The organism is Polaromonas aquatica, assembly GCF_042659145.1.
Classification (GTDB): Bacteria; Pseudomonadota; Gammaproteobacteria; order Burkholderiales; family Burkholderiaceae_C; genus Polaromonas; species Polaromonas aquatica.
In genome coordinates, this window is the sequence record NZ_JBHSRS010000082.1 from 117,930 (window position 1) to 135,359 (window position 17,430).

General features: G+C 50.6%; 16 protein-coding genes. 5 read left to right on the top strand and 11 right to left on the bottom strand.

Annotated elements, in window-relative coordinates:
* Window positions 1-12: 12 nt before the first annotated feature.
* The 11 genes from ACFQND_RS18305 to ACFQND_RS18355 form a co-directional block, all read right to left on the bottom strand.
* The gene (locus ACFQND_RS18305) at window positions 13-954 is read right to left on the bottom strand and encodes a lysylphosphatidylglycerol synthase transmembrane domain-containing protein (RefSeq protein WP_371436926.1); all 942 of its coding nucleotides are present in this window, start codon (window positions 952-954) and stop codon (window positions 13-15) included.
* 15 nt (window positions 955-969) lie between these two features.
* Window positions 970-2,895: a hypothetical protein gene (locus tag ACFQND_RS18310; protein WP_377414288.1), complete on the bottom strand. Its 1,926-nt coding sequence runs from the start codon at window positions 2,893-2,895 to the stop codon at window positions 970-972.
* Between the two features lie 13 nt (window positions 2,896-2,908).
* Window positions 2,909-3,067 (bottom strand): hypothetical protein, encoded by a 159-nt coding sequence (locus ACFQND_RS18315; RefSeq protein WP_371436928.1) that lies wholly within the window; start codon window positions 3,065-3,067, stop codon window positions 2,909-2,911.
* 2 nt (window positions 3,068-3,069) lie between these two features.
* On the bottom strand, window positions 3,070-3,450 hold the full coding sequence (locus ACFQND_RS18320) for a DUF2304 domain-containing protein (RefSeq protein ID WP_371436929.1): 381 nt from the start codon (window positions 3,448-3,450) through the stop codon (window positions 3,070-3,072).
* Window positions 3,447-4,238 (bottom strand): glycosyltransferase family 2 protein, encoded by a 792-nt coding sequence (locus tag ACFQND_RS18325; RefSeq protein WP_371436930.1) that lies wholly within the window; start codon window positions 4,236-4,238, stop codon window positions 3,447-3,449. The genes ACFQND_RS18320 and ACFQND_RS18325 overlap by 4 nt, the downstream gene beginning before the upstream one ends.
* A gap of 87 nt (window positions 4,239-4,325) precedes the next feature.
* The gene (locus ACFQND_RS18330; protein ID WP_371436931.1) at window positions 4,326-5,192 is read right to left on the bottom strand and encodes a class I SAM-dependent methyltransferase; all 867 of its coding nucleotides are present in this window, start codon (window positions 5,190-5,192) and stop codon (window positions 4,326-4,328) included.
* 542 nt (window positions 5,193-5,734) lie between these two features.
* Entirely contained in the window at window positions 5,735-6,205 is a 471-nt protein-coding gene (locus ACFQND_RS18335) for a GNAT family N-acetyltransferase (RefSeq protein WP_371436932.1), read from the bottom strand.
* 43 nt (window positions 6,206-6,248) lie between these two features.
* Complete coding sequence (gene pseC / locus ACFQND_RS18340) at window positions 6,249-7,436, bottom strand: UDP-4-amino-4,6-dideoxy-N-acetyl-beta-L-altrosamine transaminase (protein ID WP_371436933.1); 1,188 nt, start codon at window positions 7,434-7,436, stop codon at window positions 6,249-6,251.
* Window positions 7,429-8,475, bottom strand: coding sequence for an NAD-dependent epimerase (locus ACFQND_RS18345; RefSeq protein ID WP_371436934.1), 1,047 nt, complete (start codon window positions 8,473-8,475; stop codon window positions 7,429-7,431). Before ACFQND_RS18345 ends, pseC begins: the two co-directional genes overlap by 8 nt.
* Complete coding sequence (locus ACFQND_RS18350) at window positions 8,472-9,797, bottom strand: UDP-glucose dehydrogenase family protein (RefSeq protein ID WP_371436935.1); 1,326 nt, start codon at window positions 9,795-9,797, stop codon at window positions 8,472-8,474. The genes ACFQND_RS18345 and ACFQND_RS18350 overlap by 4 nt, the downstream gene beginning before the upstream one ends.
* A 321-nt stretch (window positions 9,798-10,118) precedes the next feature.
* Window positions 10,119-10,973: a dTDP-4-dehydrorhamnose reductase family protein gene (locus tag ACFQND_RS18355; RefSeq protein ID WP_371436936.1), complete on the bottom strand. Its 855-nt coding sequence runs from the start codon at window positions 10,971-10,973 to the stop codon at window positions 10,119-10,121.
* A gap of 533 nt (window positions 10,974-11,506) precedes the next feature.
* Here ACFQND_RS18355 and ACFQND_RS18360 point away from each other — a divergent pair.
* From ACFQND_RS18360 to ACFQND_RS18380, 5 genes are all read left to right on the top strand, one after another.
* The gene (locus tag ACFQND_RS18360) at window positions 11,507-11,863 is read left to right on the top strand and encodes an H-NS histone family protein (RefSeq protein ID WP_371436937.1); all 357 of its coding nucleotides are present in this window, start codon (window positions 11,507-11,509) and stop codon (window positions 11,861-11,863) included.
* A gap of 661 nt (window positions 11,864-12,524) precedes the next feature.
* Window positions 12,525-13,535 (top strand): polysaccharide biosynthesis protein, encoded by a 1,011-nt coding sequence (locus ACFQND_RS18365; RefSeq protein WP_371436938.1) that lies wholly within the window; start codon window positions 12,525-12,527, stop codon window positions 13,533-13,535.
* The gene (wecB, locus tag ACFQND_RS18370; RefSeq protein WP_371436939.1) at window positions 13,528-14,655 is read left to right on the top strand and encodes a non-hydrolyzing UDP-N-acetylglucosamine 2-epimerase; all 1,128 of its coding nucleotides are present in this window, start codon (window positions 13,528-13,530) and stop codon (window positions 14,653-14,655) included. Before ACFQND_RS18365 ends, wecB begins: the two co-directional genes overlap by 8 nt.
* Complete coding sequence (locus tag ACFQND_RS18375) at window positions 14,652-15,590, top strand: glycosyltransferase family 2 protein (RefSeq protein ID WP_371436940.1); 939 nt, start codon at window positions 14,652-14,654, stop codon at window positions 15,588-15,590. Before wecB ends, ACFQND_RS18375 begins: the two co-directional genes overlap by 4 nt.
* A gap of 135 nt (window positions 15,591-15,725) precedes the next feature.
* Window positions 15,726-17,369 (top strand): glycosyltransferase, encoded by a 1,644-nt coding sequence (locus tag ACFQND_RS18380; protein ID WP_371436941.1) that lies wholly within the window; start codon window positions 15,726-15,728, stop codon window positions 17,367-17,369.
* The last annotated feature ends 61 nt before the right edge of the window (window positions 17,370-17,430 follow it).

Genomic DNA, 17,430 nt, shown 5'->3' on the forward strand with positions numbered 1-17,430 from the left:
GTTGCAAGTTGTTCACGTGGACTGCCTTCTATTGAGAGAAACCCACAAGCCCGAGCCAATGAAAAGAATCAAGGTAAGCACCTGCATTGTGGTTCCGTAAGCAACGCTGGCGGAGTCATCGACCCCATAGGATCTAAGCGCAAACAGCGTCGCAATTTGATATACGCCAACATAACCTGGCGATGAGGGCAAGGAAGCGGCCGCCGCTATATATACCAACACCACCACGCCAGCCATTAAAGGAAGCGCCCATCCGAATGCCTGGATGAGGAACCAGCAAGACAGGACATCGAGCAGGCTCACTAGCCCTTGTATGAAAAGGGCCAGAATGAGCCGACGCGGCGAGCGCAATACTTGTAACCCAGACAACGCTTGTTCGTACCATTGTTTTAGTCGGGCGCCCCATTTTCCTGCAAGTCCGAGGCGCTCAAATAGCGACCGAAGTCGATGCCCGCTCACCACGAAAACTGCCGCGCCCACCGCCGCAACTAGGAAGAGGAATGCCACCCCGAGCAGGCCTTGTCGAGCTTCCAGCCCGACCCTCCAGCAGAGCAGCAGGATCAACAGCAAGCCGCATAATCCCAGCCCCTCAAGAATGCGGTCGATCACGCCGCTGCTGATGGCCAGCCCTCCTCCCATGCCGGTAAGTTGCTGCAGCCGCAGCATGCGCATCACATCACCTGCTCGCGCAGGGTAGATCGCCGCACCTAAATATCCGATGCATGTTGCCTCCCAAACCTTGGGCTGATCTTTCGCGGGCAGGCCGGTCAGCATGTGCCAGCGAATGCTGCGCAAACGCATGGACAGAAAAAGTGATACTGCGCTCAAAGCAACCCATATGGGTTTCACGGAAGTAACCGCTTCCAAGAAGGAGTCCCATTTCACCAGCGAGAAAGACCAGACTAGGAAAATGAACCCAAGGACAAGTCCAAGAATGCGCATTGATTGTTTCACATCAGCACATTTTCTCTATTGGACAGGAACGACATCCCAGGCGCCTGACGAAACCTCTTTCGTGGCAAGCCTTACTTTTGTGGGAGGATTTACATACCTTAGGCGATAGGCCCCGCCATATCCGCTTTGGGGATAGATCATTTCGATATGCACCCAATCGGGAGCATTTTTCAAGGCCGGAAAGGTTGGGTATGTTTGATCCATAAACAGGTACGAAAATCCATGTTCGTACACTTGCAGCCAGAATTTCCCCGGGTTTTCGGCATCGAATGAGATTTCACCGTCAGTTTTTCCATTTACACACTGAATCAAGTCCGGGCGCAACCAAAACCTGTAAAAGGATCCGAGGTAGATTCGCGCACCTGGTTCTGCGCTCTGATTAATCGCCTCATATACGTTTCGGGAAAGCACTTCATCGATGTGAAGATTCTTTTCCGACTGATCGCCCAGCAGATATTCATATGCGGCAGCCACGCGGAAGATCTCCTTATCCCAACTTTTGCCAAAGATCAAAATGCAAGCGAAAGCCGCCAATACGACACCATAGTTGAGCCATCGGTCTGCATATGAGACTCGCTCCATTGCCCAGGCAACCGGAATGATAAGGAGCAGCAAGGTCGCAAGAAAGTAACGGGGCATCGGTACCGATGGAAACAAAATGATCCAGGCCAGCAAACCCGTCGCAGCTGCCACAATAATGGCTATTACTGGCGCGTTCCAGCGCCTGTCTTTCCAGAGCACCCATATCAGCACTGGAAGAAAGGCTAGCACCAGCGGAGACAAATTCCCGTACTGTCCCCAAAAGCTGCCGAAAAATGGCCAAAGAGGATATGTGAGAATAATACGGCGCGTCGTCTCATCGCTGAAATAGTGGTGAGATCCATATGTATCGACCAACGTATTTAGCAGGATATAGTTTTTCAGCAGGTGAGGCACCAACGGGATTAGCAGGGCGCCAGTAAAGATCAGCGCATCCCCTGAACATTCTTTCAGCAGCTTTTGCGCTGCGCCGGCCATGCGACGATTCGGCCAGTAAGAATGGATATCCCTCCAGAACAGCAGTACAAATATGGTCGGCAAGAACGCTACGATGTAACTCAGTTTCGCAACCAGTGCGAATCCTGTAAACACCCCGGCCAGTAGTACGGCGCTTTTTCGGCTTGCCACCCCATCGAGGCGTTCAAGTGCGAACAATACTCCCGCCAACGCAAAAACGACAGCAAACAAATCCGTCTTGCCCTGCCCCCAGAAGTAGGCGACCGCAGAGGACGTCAGCAGCATAATCACACTTAACAACTGCCCACGTCTTCCAAGCCCCGCCTTTCGTGCGATAGCCGCCAATAAAACAGCCCCGGCAAGACCGCTTACCCATGAAAACAAGCGCGGAGAAGCACCCGGCATATCCAAAAGAAAAAGGGCCGCCAATTGCATCTCTGCCAACAACCCGACGCTGCTAAAGCCCTCATAGCCCGGCAAGGGCAGCAAGCGGTGTGATGTCGCGATTACCTTGGGCAAGGCCAGATAAAACGCTCGCGCATCTCCATCGATCCTGCCTGCGACAGCTGTTGCACCAGACAGCAAGAGGAGGGTCGCAAAGAAGGTTAACAACTGCCATATGAACGGTGCCTTATAGTAGGCGAGCAAATGCTTCCGCATTGCGACAGATATTGCCTGCGAGGACAGTCCCACCTTCCAAGCCCCCAATAAAGCAAGAGGCATTATCACGACCAGCAACGCCGGCTTCGTGAACCAGCCCATCAGCGCGGGGAGCAAGAAAAGACTTCCCAAAACTCCTTGGCCTAGGACAAAAGCAACGGCATATTCAATTAGGTTATTTTCTCTAGGGCGCGTGGAGAGAAAACTCAAGATCAATAATCCCGCACCAACACATGAAATAGAGAGGAGCGCGAGGGGGAAAAAGATAGAGAAGAAATGCGGCATTGGCGCTGTTGGATTATTGAAGATAACCTGCCGAAAGATGGGAGAGGAAAAACTCAATCAGTTCACCGGGAAAGCCTTTTGACCGAATTTGCCCCCTAAAGGCTGCGAACACATAAAGGACGGCAATGGCCCAGCCAATCAAAACAATGCGCTCAAACAGGTTGATTTTCATCGTTAAGCCCCCTCTCTTCTGTTCTGACTTCCTGATTCGACATGTTCTCGCAACAGTGCCACTTCTTGTGTCAACAGTTTGATCTGGTGCGTATGGGTCGAGATGCGCGCAAGGCTGTCAAGCATCAGGAAGGCGACGAGGGCGAAGAAGACCACTGCCAACACCATCAGCAACTCCCGATCACCCATGGTTGAAGTAATGCCAAATAACGGCAGCCACTGCCACAACAACACAGCCAGAAAAGCTGCGCCTTCCGCCAATATCCAGCGTACCGTGACATGGGCGTTGAGGCGTCCTGAGCGCATCAGCCACAGCGTGTAGATGAAGAGCAGGGCAAGAACCGTCAAGCAAATACCTTGTACGGTAAGGGATGATGACATCATGAACGGTTTCTCCTTGGCTTCTTATAGAGGATGCCCATAAATCCGACGATCACCCGTAGCGGGTAGAGCATAGCCTTGAAGAAGGTGAACAGCGACTGGCCTCCCACGCGGCAACGCATCCTGACGGGGCGCTCAAGCACGCGAAAGCCCGCCTGGTGGAGCATCAGCAAGGCTTCGGCTTCCGGATGATCGACCGGGTATTCCGTGGCAAAGAAGCTGAAGGCGGAACGATTAAGTGCACGATACCCTGAGGTTGTGTCGTTGATGCGTAAGCCCGTCGCCAGATAAAGGATGCCTGTGGAAAAGTACATGCCCATGCGTCGAGCAAATGGGGTCTGATAGCCGGTGTCTGGTGCTTCCGGCAGGTAGCGTGAACCGATGACGCAGTCCGCCGCGCCTGCAACTATGGGGGCTAGGACGGTCTGAAGTTGCCCGGGGTCATGTTGACCATCACCATCCATCTGCACCACCACGTTGTAATCGTTGCGCAGAGCATAGGCAAAACCTGTCTGTATCCCCCCACCGATGCCAAGATTAACCGATAAGGACAGCACGGGAAATCCAGCAGCCTTCGCCACGCGCTCCGTTGCGTCGGTTGACGCATCATTGATGACCACGGCATCGCAACCCGTTTTGCGCACCTCTTCCAGAAGTGCTGGTAGGCTTTCTTCTTCGTTATGGGCAGGGATGAGGATCAGGGTTTTCATACTAATTGGTTTTGTTTTTTTATGAGGTGTGGATACAACTTCGCACTGATTTTTCACCAGAAAAAACTCTTTCTCGCCCATCCGATCTCAGATCGGCACGATGCCCGGAGTTTCTACTTATCGCACAGTTCAGATTGGCAGAGCCACTTCTTTGCCGGGAAATATGAATTACTCGACTTTGCGAAATACTATGCGCATGGCATCGTGCAAGCTAACGGGGAGCCCTAAATTCTTAAGCAGCCTGGGTAAAGAAATCTTGGCATGAATGCCTAACATCGTGCAAGCTTGTTGCAATATAAGTTCAAGTGGGACAATTTTCCAAGGATGACTACATGAAACGACTTCAAGGCCGAAACGCTGTCCCAATTTAGCCAAGCTGCTTGGTGTGAAATACCAAAGATGCAGTGGTGGCGCCATTAAGCGCCATCTTTGCCCTGTGATCCGCGCAACTAAAGAAGCCCAATCGCCCGTGGTAATGGTAAAACTCCCCCCCGGCCGCAAGTGATCAGAGATCATCCCGACAGTTTCGGCAACATTATCGATATGCTCTATTACATCGAGCATGACTGCGACATCTAATGTGCCGATTTTTTCTAGATCATTCTTGGCCAATACTCCATGTTTGACCTTGGTTAAACCATTGGCTTGGCAATAAGCTGCCGCCTCTTCAACAAGTTCAACACCGTGAATATGGTAATGTTGTTTGGCCTGTTGCAGGAATAAACCGTAAGCGCAACCTACCTCAAGTAAATTACCTTGAGTTGGCCCTATAGAACGAATGAACTCGACCGTTTTAGAAAATTCCCTACTCAATATTTCCTTACTGCCAATGTAATCTACGTATGAATGCTCGTATTTTCCGGTGAAGTAACCGTTATTGTAGTAACGATAAGGGTCAAAGCCTTCAACATCAGCACGGCCAACACCGCATTCTTCACATTTGCAAATTGGATACCCTTGAACAACATAAACCACTTTATGGTGGCGGATCTCATTGCAAATTTGACAGTGGAAGCTCTTGCTCGTTATCGTCATTCTTGTTCCTTTGATGTGTGCTATCAAATTTAAATAACCATCCCCCAGAAAAATTGGAGGAGCCCAATATCGTGGACCGTTCAAAATAGCTAAGCGCTAAGCCGGGTCGCTAACGCACCCTCAACTTTTGCGCCAACGAAACGATGGGCGTCTATTTTCATGGTCCAAGCTGCTTCGGGTGCTCATTTTCTCTCCTAGTTGCGGATGTAGTTCCAAATCCCATCCTCATCTCGATCTGCGGTTGAGACAACGTACCCTCATGCCCAAAAGCTTTTTCCCTTGATGTAGCGCGCATAAGCTCAGATTTGCAGAAACGGGACTAGGTTCATCAATTGAGCCATTTGTATGCCAGCGTCAAAGAAACGACCGTGCGCTCCACCACAACTGTCGCATCCACTCCGTGATCTGATTGAGATGCACTTCGCACTGCTTGCGCATATCCGGGTTTTGTCCTCGCGCAGGGCGTCAACGACAATACGTACATCGTGCTGACTTCTTTGGCATCGAAACTTCTTCTCGCCAGTCCGTCCTCGAGCCGGGGGTTATTTTTTGGGCTTATATTTTGAATGCTTGTACTCTAACTTTTCACCATTAATCTCTGCTTTTAAGAAGCCAAGCCTCTCAAACAAATTCTGGCTAGCCGTATTGTTCTTTTTTACTTCCGCGATTAGGAGAGCCTCCGGAAGTTTGGAGTAAAAAAATGAAATCGCATGAGTAAGTAAATTGCCCCCAAGCCCTTGGCTGCGTGATTCAGGCGCAATAATAATATTCACTTTCCATATATGTATGTCTTCAGCGCATACATCAAAGCGGACCATCCCTATTTTTTTTTCTTCAAAATTTCCTATGAGTAGAATTTTTGCCTGGTCATTAACTGCAGCGGTAAACCACTCTATGTGGTTTGCTGGATCAATGGGGTCAGTTTTCCAAGACATTGCTCTAGTTTGAGCGTCATTTCTCCATCTCAAGACGTCAATGGCATCATCGAGATTTGCTCGTCGAATAATCAACACGATATTTGTTAGGCGATGAAATACATGAACTTTTGGTTACAAATTAGCGGCTGTAGGCACCCAAAACTTTTTTAACTGCAGTCACTACATCACTAACATCTGAGTCGGTCATGCTTGGGTATATAGGTAGGCTGATCACTCGTTCGTACTCCCCCTCCGCCACTGGCCATTGCCCGCGCTTGTATCCCAGATTGGCGTAGTGGGTCATCCACGGAATGGGGATGTAGTGGACATTGACGCCAATATTTTCGGCACGCAACGCGGCAAACACCTGCGAACGGCTAGTCGTAATTGCTTCCAGATTGAGGCGGACAACATAGAGATGCCAGGCTGAAAAACCGTTGGCGCGTTGTTCGGGCAACTGAAGCATGGGCAAGCCGTACAACGCCTCGTGATAAGTGGCCACGATGGATCTTCTGCGCTCCAACCAACGGTCTGATTTGACAAGTTGGCTGACACCCAAGGCGCAGTTGATGTCTGGAAGCCGGTAGTTAAAACCGAGATCGACGATATCGTATTCCCAGGAGTTGGTTTTGTGTCGGGCGTGCAAATCCACGTCTATCCCGTGATGGCGGAAAGACCGCACTCGTTTGGCGATGTCTGCATCATCTGTAAGTACCATGCCGCCCTCTCCTGTGGTGACATGCTTGACGGGGTGAAAGCTCAGTGCGGTAATCTCCTGAAGGGTGCCGACTTTCCGGCCTTTGTATGTGGCGCCCAGTGAGTGGGCCGCATCCGCGATGATGATCAAGCCGTGCTCATCGGCAATGGCGCGCAACGCATCATGATCGCAAGGGTGCCCTGCGAAATCCACTGCTAGGATGCCCTTGGTGCGAGAAGTCAGTTTCCGCTTTACATCTTCCGGGTCGAGATTTAAAGTGTCTGGCGAGATGTCGGCAAATACTGGGGTGGCACCCACGTAGAGCACACAATTGGCACTAGCTACAAAAGAGATTGCGGGCACGATCACCTCGTCTCCTGGGCCGATCCCCGCTGCCCATACGGCGGCATGCAAGGCTGCCGTGCCGGTATTCACGGCAACACACTCGGCCGCCCCAGTGTAACGAGCAACGGCCTCCTCGAATTCTTTTACTTTAGGACCCGTTGTCAGCCAATTACTTTTTAGCACCTCGCCCACGACGCGGCGATCATCGTCATCAATGCTTTGCCGAGCATAGGGAAGCATGGCTGTTCGTACCGGATTTCCACCATCAATAGCCAGCTTAGTCATGTAACTTATTCCTTGACAAAAGGTTCAATTTTTTGGACTCGTGATATGCAACGTACCAATCAACAAATTTCCCCACTCCAACATGTAGCGGAGTGGAAGGGGTAAACCCAATCGCTTCGCGTAGTTCACTGGTTTCTGCGTAAGTAGCAACTACATCACCGGGTTGCATAGGGAGCATGTTTTTGACAGCCTTCCGGCCCAGCGCGTTTTCAATAGTCTCGATAAATGTCATCAACTCGACCGGTTGATGATTGCCGATGTTATAAACCCGATAAGGCGCATAGCTGGTGCTTGGGTCAGGGGCTGCCGTATCAAAGCTCGCATTCGGGCGGGCTGGGCGGTCTAACACTCTTACTACGCCTTCCACAATATCGCCTATGTAGGTAAAGTCCCGCTGCATTTTTCCGTGGTTGAATACATCGATTGAACGTCCTTCCAGAATGGCGCTCGCGAACAGATAGGGCGACATATCAGGACGCCCCCAAGGACCATACACGGTAAAGAATCGCAAACAAGTCACGGGCAGGCTATAAAGATGGCTGTAGGAATGCGCAATCAATTCGCCCGCTTTTTTGGTTGCTGCATACAGGCTGACGGGATGGTCCACATTCTGGCTAACAGAAAAGGGAATGGCAGTATTCGCGCCGTACACACTGGAACTGCTGGCAAAGACCAGATGCTTAATCTGGTGATGGCGGCATTCTTCCAGAATATTGGTGAAACCCACCAAGTTGCTCTGTATATAAGCAAGTGGATTCTTGAGCGAATAACGTACCCCTGCCTGGGCTGCCAGATGAATGACCCCCTCGATATTTTCTCGCTCAAATATCGCGGCCACGCTCGCTTGATCGGTTATGTCTAGCTTATCAAATGAAAATTTTCCAAACTGACGAAGCTGTGCCAAACGGTCCTCTTTAAGACGAACATCGTAGTAATCGTTGAGATTATCTAGTCCAATCACATCATCGCCACGGGTGAGCAATCGGAGGCAGGTATGCATGCCGATGAAGCCTGCACAGCCAGTAACCAAAACCTTCATGCAGACCGCCCAATAGGAAAATATTCGATTCCCTCGGCTCGCAAATCTCTTGGCTCGTACAGGTTGCGGCCATCAAAGATAATCGGGGCTTTGAGTTTAGATTTCATGGCTGCAAAATCCGGAGAACGGAACGCCTTCCATTCGGTGACGATCACCAGCGCATCTGCGTCTTCCAGTGCAGCCATCGACGAATCAGCCACCATCAGTCGCGGATCATTGCCAAAAATGCGTCGAGCTTCATGCATCGCTGCTGGATCATAAGCCGTCACTGTGGCGCCGCGCTCCCAAAGATCCTTGATCAGCACACGACTGGGCGCATCCCGCATGTCATCGGTATTGGGCTTGAACGCCAGCCCCCACAGGGCGAAGTGTCTGCCCGTAAGATCATTGCCAAATCTTGCGGCAATCTTCGCGATCAGTACCTTTTTCTGACTTTCATTGGCTGCCTCTACGGCGCCAAGGATCTTTAATTCACGTCCACATTCATTGGCAGTGCGCTGCAACGCCTGCACATCCTTTGGGAAGCAGGAGCCCCCGTAGCCGCAACCTGCGTACAGGAAGTGGTAGCCTATGCGGGGATCGGAGCCAATACCGTGGCGCACCTGCTCAATATCGGCGCCCATTTTTTCTGCCAGCATCGCAAGTTCATTCATGAAGGAAATGCGAGTCGCCAGCATGGCATTGGCCGCATATTTGGTCAATTCTGCCGACTTGATGTCCATGACGATGAGGCGCTCATGATTGCGCTGGAATGGCGCATAAAGTGCGCGCATCAAGTTCGCAGTGCGTTCGTCGTCCACTCCGACAACGATGCGGTCAGGGCGCATAAAGTCATCCACTGCGGCGCCTTCCTTAAGGAATTCCGGGTTGGATGCAACATTAAACTTGAGCTTTGAGCCTCGCTTGGAGAGTTCCTCCTGGATCGCCGCGCGGACTTTTTCGGCAGTGCCCACCGGTACGGTGGACTTATCGACAATTACCTTGTACTCCTGCATACTCTGGCCAATGGCGCGCGCTGCCGCGATGACATACTGCATATCGGCCGAGCCATCCTCGTCAGGAGGCGTGCCTACGGCAATGAACTGAATCGCACCATGACTGGCGCTCTCGACCACATCCGTAGTAAAACGTAGCCTGCCAGCCGCAATGTTGCGCTTAACAATATCGTCCAAACCGGGTTCATAAATCGGGATGTCCCCCTGCTTGAGCCGGTTGATTTTATGGGCATCCAAATCCATACACAGTACGTCATTGCCTACCTCTGCCAAGCAAGCTCCAGTCACCAGGCCAACGTAACCAGTACCAATCACACTTATTTGCATTGTCTATAAACCCTGATTGTGATTTGTATAGTGAAAGATCTATTTTTTTTGTGGATTTATTTTGACCAAACCACACGATTTTCATAATCAATATAGCTCAATACGATAGGCGCACCTTTTGGGACACTAATTCATCTCGTAGTCCGCCAGTCTTTCGGGCGCCTTATGTTCTTGAGTCGTCATGTGCACCGTATCCCAGGCCCGCTCAGCCTTTCTTTGCATCAGATTCGGGGAGTCGCTTGAGGACGGTGTTGCCAAACGAGCCTGTCCTACCTGTAATCGTCAATGTTTTATCAGCGAACATTCTCATATTTTCTTTGCTCATTTGAATTCAAACATGCGCTGAACAAGTGCTGGCCAATCAGGTGGCGTATAGCCTGTGGCTTCTCTGAAGCGGTCCGAATTCAACGAACGATCTATAGCAGGTTCTTCGGAAGGATTGATTTTGATATTTTTCCCATATGTCTTTGAGAGCATCTGTAGCAGATCAAATTTATTGATGGGTTTTGCGGAGACGTGATATAGACCACGAAGCCCTTTGATGGGTAGCACGACATCCCGTACAACAGTTGCCAGCTCGACCGTTGGTAAACCGGAAAAAATGACACGGGTAAAGCCATTGACGGCCTGCTGTTGGGCAAGAAACCAATTCACCAGACTTCGATTCCCCGTCAATTCATGGCCGATAATTGATGTGCGCAGGGTAATGGCATTGGGGTAATCCACTTCGCCCAGTAACTTGGATCGACCATAAAGGTCTCGGGCGTCTGGGAAATCTGTTTCAACATAGTTACCTTTGGCGCCAGAGAAAACACAATCGGTGCTAATGTGAACAAGGCGTGCGCCGGTGGCTTGGCAAAGTACAGCAAGTCGATGCGGCAACAGCGTGTTGATTGGGATAACTTGCAAAGGATCATTGGCCTTGGCCAATTGTTTAACCAAGCCAACACAATTAACGACAACATCAGGGCGCACAGTGGCAAATGTGCTGACCAGGGAGTCGCTACTTTCGACATCGGTGCCGACGATGATCTGGGTGGACAAATTTTCTGAAAAATGCTGTCGAGCGCTATCGCTTCGCGCGGTGCCGTAAACGGCCAGATCCGCATGCTCGGATAAAACGCGAAACATGGCACTACCTAGCATTCCGGTTACACCAAGGACCATTACTTTCATGACTCTTCTCCAATTGTTAGCGGCTGCATATAAGCGCGCATAGATGGCGGAGTCTGATAACCGTGATGTTCCAAAGGAAAAAGGAACGTGAAAGGGTTCGAGCGGGCATTTCATTCTCTAGATCGAATTGATCATTAAGATGGCATGAAATGGAATCGGCATACAGACGCGGGGCTATGACCATTCTTCTATTCGTTTCTAAGCCAAAGTCGTCATTTGCCAAGCAAGCTGTATTTACGCCAATTGCGGCCGCTTTGAGTTGATTTTTTAACCCACGTCTTCCGGTAGAAACTCCGCTACAAACGACAGGTATTGATCGATAGTGCTTAGCTTCGAGGTGTAGGACTCGCAGTCTTTCCATGAAGTTACTGACACCCTGTCACGTCCGTCTGATTTCGTGCAGAATTCTATCATTGCTGGGCTGTTGGCCGCGCCGATACATCTTCACTTGAAGGCCATCGAACAGAGATGCGTGATTATGCTAATTGAATCGTTAAAATTCCGATACTAAATTTGGGGCAAAGGAAATTTTTATGAATAGCCTGATTGATATTCAAGCACAAATTCAAAGGCTGCAAAAGCAAGCCGATCAGATTAAAGCAAAAGAATTCGAAAAAACTATTCACGAAATCCGCGAAAAAATGTTGGCGTTTGGTATAACCCCTAAAGATTTGCTAATGACCAAAGAGGGCAAGAGAGGTCCAAACTCCTATAAGAAACAGCAAGAACGAGTTAACGCGAGTCAAAAAAAAACTACAAGCAGACTGGTTGCTGCCAAATACCGTGGCCCTGATGGGCAAACTTGGAGTGGCCGCGGCCTAACGCCGCGATGGCTGAAGGCCTTGATAGCGCAAGGACGCAAGAAGGAGGAGTTTGCTATAACTAGTTAGCTATTTTTTTGTATCTATAAGCGACTGGTCAGGGTTTCTCTGGTTCTTTGCGCTATTTCGATCCCCCCTTTAGAAGGTTTTGCATAGTCCCCTTGAGCCTGCGTTCATGTTTTAGGGGCGGAGAACGATTTTAAATTTAGAGAAAATAGACTCGTTGTGAAGAGGATTTGCAATCACCCGTTTCTTGGGTAGATGAGGTGCGTAATACAGTAGGCCTAGTTGATCGAATTCATCGTGTTGTGTATGCCGCATGGCGAAATGGCGGGAGGGCGCAGTCTTGCGGGATGGTTTTTATAACAACAAGGGCCTTTCACGGGGGGCGCCCACGCTATCTTTTCAGGCTTGCCTACGAATGAGCTGGTGCATGGATTTGCGTTACCCAAACCAGTGCTCTGAGGACCGTATCGTGTAGAGGCCCCTATTGATGAACAGGCGTTGCTGTTTGCGAAGGTCAATGGCAAAAAAATTGACATCAAGATGGAATACGATTTTGTTATTGAGTGTTCCCCCAATGCCGATCGCTTCCAGGAGGCGACTGCCTATATAGCCCTGCAGTGATAGGCGCTGATAGAGCAGATCTATAAGCACCAACCTATAAGCACCAACAAACTGCCTAAAAAGATTCATACATTCAACCCATCCGATACAGCAAAAATGATATATGTTTAAAGAAAAAGTGTTAATGATTACGGGCGGAACAGGCTCGTTTGGCAATGCCGTGCTCAAGCGGTTTCTTGAAACCGACGTGCGCGAGATTCGCATCTTTAGCCGGGATGAGAAAAAGCAGGAGGACATGCGGATTGATTTCAACAATCCCAAGCTGAAATTTTATATAGGGGATGTCAGGAACTCCGACAGCATCCATGATGCCATGAAGGGGGTTAACTATGTTTTTCATGCGGCAGCACTGAAGCAGGTCCCTTCCTGCGAGTTTTACCCGATGGAGGCTATCAGAACCAACGTGTTGGGCGCTGAGAATGTCATGAATGCGGCTATCGCAGCGGGTGTGGAGCGAGTGGTTGTTCTGAGTACAGACAAGGCGGTATATCCAATCAATGCCATGGGACTTTCCAAGGCCATGATGGAGAAGCTGATGGTCGCCAAGGCGCGTAGCCGGGCGGAAAACGAAACGGTTTTGTGTGCTACACGATATGGCAACGTGATGGCATCCCGTGGCTCGGTGATTCCATTGTTTGTTGGCCAGATCAAGGCCGGCAAACCGCTGACGCTGACAGATCCTTCGATGACGCGCTTCCTGATGTCCCTGGAGGATTCGGTGGATCTGGTGTTGCATGCGTATGAACATGGCCGACAAGGTGATATTTTTGTGCAGAAGGCACCGGCTTCTACTGTTGAAGTGCTGGCGCAGGCGCTTAAGGAGATCTACCGGGCTGAAAGTCCTGTGCGCGTCATCGGGACCCGGCATGGCGAGAAGCTCTATGAATCACTCGTATCGCGCGAAGAGATGGCGAAGGCGGAGGACATGGGCCAGTATTACCGCATTCCCGCTGATAACCGTGACCTTAACTACAACAAATTTTTTATTGAAGGGGAAACCGGCATGGACTCCTTTGATGACTATACGTCGCACAACACGGAGCGCCTTGATGTTGACGGCGTGAAAAAGTTGTTGATGAAGCTCGACTTCATCCAGGAGCAGCTTAATGCTTAAGGTGATGACCATCGTTGGCACCCGGCCAGAGCTCATAAAAATGAGCCGCGTGATTGCCGAGCTGGACGCCCACACCAGGCACATACTGGTTCACACCGGGCAGAACTATGACTATGAATTGAATCAGGTCTTCTTTGACGACCTTGGAATTCGCAAGCCGGACTATTTTCTTGAGGCCGCCGGCAATAACGCGGCACAGACCATCGCCCAGGTCATCGCGAAGTCTGATGAGGTGATGGAAAAAGAGATGCCTGACGCAGTGATGCTGTATGGCGATACCAACTCCTGCCTGTCTGTTTTGTCTGCCAAGCGTCGCAAGATACCGGTGTTCCACATGGAAGCGGGCAATCGCTGTTTTGACCAGCGTGTACCGGAGGAGCTCAATCGCAAGGTCCTGGACCATCTGTCCGATATCAATATGGTTCTGACGGAGCATGCACGCCGCTACCTGTTAGCAGAGGGTGTCAAGCCCGAAACGATATTCAAGACCGGCTCACATATGCGTGAGGTGCTGGACTACTATTTGCCGGGTATAGAAAAGTCGGACATCCTCAAGCGACTGTCCCTTAATGCGCAACAGTATTTTCTGGTTAGCGCTCACAGGGAAGAAAATGTGGACTCTCCCCAGGCGTTAGCGGATTTGCTTGACACACTTGGTGCGCTGGTGGATGCCTATGGCTTTCCCGTCATTGTTTCAACTCATCCGCGCACGCGCAAGCGCCTGGAAGAGATGGATCGTTCCTCTTTGAATGGCAAGATTGTCTTCAGCAAGCCCTTCGGATTTCTGGATTATGTGCATTTGCAGACGAAGGCCTTCTGTGTTCTTTCCGACAGCGGGACGATCACCGAGGAGTCGTCGCTGCTTAATTTTCCTGCCATCACGATTCGCAATGCGCACGAGCGGCCCGAGGGAATGGATGTCGGGACGCTCATCATGAGTGGTCTCAAGCGTGAGCGTGTGCTGGATGCGGTGAAGGTTATCACGAGCCAATCGATCCCCGGCCGGAGACCGGTGTTGCCGGTCACTGACTACGAGAACCCATATGTCTCGAAACAGGTTCTTCGCATTGTGTTCAGCTATGTTGACTACATCAACCGCGTCGTGTGGTCCAAGCCATGAGCGAGGCGCAAGCCGGTGTGGCGATTGCGCCGGGTCCTTGCATAAGCGTTATCGTCCCAACATATAACCGTGCGAACTTCATTGGCGATGCAATCGCCAGCGTGTTGTCGCAAAGTTTTTCCGATTTCGAAGTCATTGTTGTCGATGACGGATCAACGGATCAGACGGGCGCAATCGTTGCGGGCTTTGATGACCCCCGTGTCATATATGTTCATCAAAGCAACCGGGGTCGGTCCAGTGCCAGAAACCATGCGCTTTCCCTTGCACGCGGCCGTTATCTCGCCTTTCTGGACTCCGATGATATGTACATGCCTGGAAAGCTGATGCTTCAGGTCGACTATATGGACGCACATCCCGATGTCGGGATGATCTATACCTCTGCGCATTGCGTGGATTATTCCGGCAACCCCCTCAATGAAAACTATATTGCATCTGTTTCAGGTCGAATCTATAAATCAATCGCTTTTTTTCGTCCGGTAACCATTACCTTGCCCACCGTGATGGCCAGGCGGGAGTTATTCGAGAAAGTAGGCGGGTTTGATGAAAAAATGCATCGCTTTGAAGATACAGACATGTGGCGACGTATTTCGAAAGTGACTCGCATTGACGCCCTGCCTGTATTCACTTGCCGCTTGAGGACGCATGCTGAAAACAGCTTGATCGCCCAAGACCCGGTGCAATTGGTTGCCGCTCTGGAATACTACGTCGACAAGATCATGGTCGAAGATACTTCAGTAAGCATGCTGACGAGGAAGCGCGGCATCGGGCATCTTTATGATTACTATGGGCGGGCATTTTTGACGGTGCCGGAGTGGAAGGACGCGGGATGGCGCCTTATAAAGACGGCCTATCAATACTGGCCTTTGTTGTGGGCTCATCAAATATTGATTGCGGTGCACTACCGGCTTAAATCGATACGTGGACGTTTGAGCTAAGGTCAATCGGGCTATCCGTCGTTTCACTGGATAATCCACGGCTACCAGCGCATCGCAGCCGCATGGCGCCAAAGGCCTTGCCCGCGATTGGCCGAGCTTAATTTTCAGAACCCGTACAGGTACAAGATAGTCCGAATGAATGCGTCAGCCGATCCACTGGTGTCTATTGTCATTCCCGTATACAACGGGAGCAACTATCTTGCGGAGGCCATTGAGAGTGCGCTTTCCCAGACATACTCCAATATTGAAATCCTGGTTATTAATGACGGATCGACCGATGATGGCAAAACGGAACGAGTCGCCCAGTCGTATGGTTCCCGTATACGTTATTTTTCAAAAGAAAATGGCGGGGTGGCATCAGCCTTGAATATGGGCATCGAAAAGATGGCCGGCAGCTTCTTTTCATGGCTGAGTCATGATGATCTTTTTGTGAGTGAGAAAATTGTCCGGCAGATGGATGCATTGGCTCATGCAGCCAGTTCCGAGTCTATTTGCTACAGTAATTACTATGTGTTCACAGATGATCCGGCCGATACTGTACCTATTTCACTGAAAGGTGTGCCACCTGAGCATTTTCGGTATTGGCTCACTGTTGAGAATGTACTGCACGGTTGCACTTTGCTGATTCCAAAAGCTGCTTTTACGACGTGCGGAACATTTAATACCTCACTGCGAACGACCCAAGACTATGACCTCTGGTTCCGGATGGCAAAAAAGTTTGCCTTTGTCCATGTGCCCGAGATGCTGGTCAAGGCTAGAAGCCACGCGCACCAAGACAGCCATAAGCTGGCCGGGACGGCGTTGAAGGAGTGTGATGCGCTTCTTTCCGGTTTTGTGGCGCAGTTGGGTATCGACGAGTTGAAGGCGGGGTCGGGCCAGCCTGGCGCGGTCTCATATGCCCGGGTGGCTGCCAGCATGCGGAGTCGAGGATTTGTTGAGGCGGGGCTGGTTGCGACCAAGCTTTGCATCAAACATCTTTCCGGTGAATCACCGTATACCAAGGTCTTGGCATTATTTGTCCTAACAAGGGGAGCACTCATGCAATACATCACAAAACCGATCAAGGGCTTGATTCCGCCATCGGTGCGGTCAACGATCCGGCAATGGCTGGCTGGCGGGACGAAGAAAGGACCGCCGGGCGCGGAAACCGTCCGGGGCATGGGCCTGAAAGAGAAATTCTCCGAGGTTTACGATAAAAATATTTTTCGCGGCAGCAAGTCTCGCTCGGGGGAAGGCTCTGATCTGGTTCAGACGGCTGTGATCCGACGCGAAATGCCTCGCCTGCTCCGGGAGTTGGGCATCAAGACCTTGCTGGATGCGCCTTGCGGCGACTGGTACTGGATGCGGCATATGGATTTGCCGGTTGATCGTTATATCGGCGCTGATATTGTGGAGGCCCTGGTTGCAAAGAACAGGGAAGAATTCGGTAGCGAAAAAATTGGGTTTGAGTGCATTGATCTTGCTGAAGGCGAATTACCAAAAGCAGATCTGATTTTTTCCAGGGACTGCCTGGTGCATCTTTCGTTTGCGGACGCGCTGAAAATCATCGCCAACTTCAAGCGTTCGGGAGCCACTTATTTACTGACGACAACTTTTACGGCTCGAACTTCAAATGAAGATTTAGGGACAGGTTTCTGGCGACCTTTGAACAAGCAGCTTTCCCCATTCAATTTTCCGGCTCCGATGTTGCTGATCAATGAAGAATGCACGGAAGGACTGAATATGTTTACGGACAAATGCCTGGGCTTGTGGAAGCTTCAAGATATCAATTTGCAATAACCAGGCATTACAGTGCGCCCCACTAATGCCGCGCGTCTGATTGTGCATGCGCCCAATATCC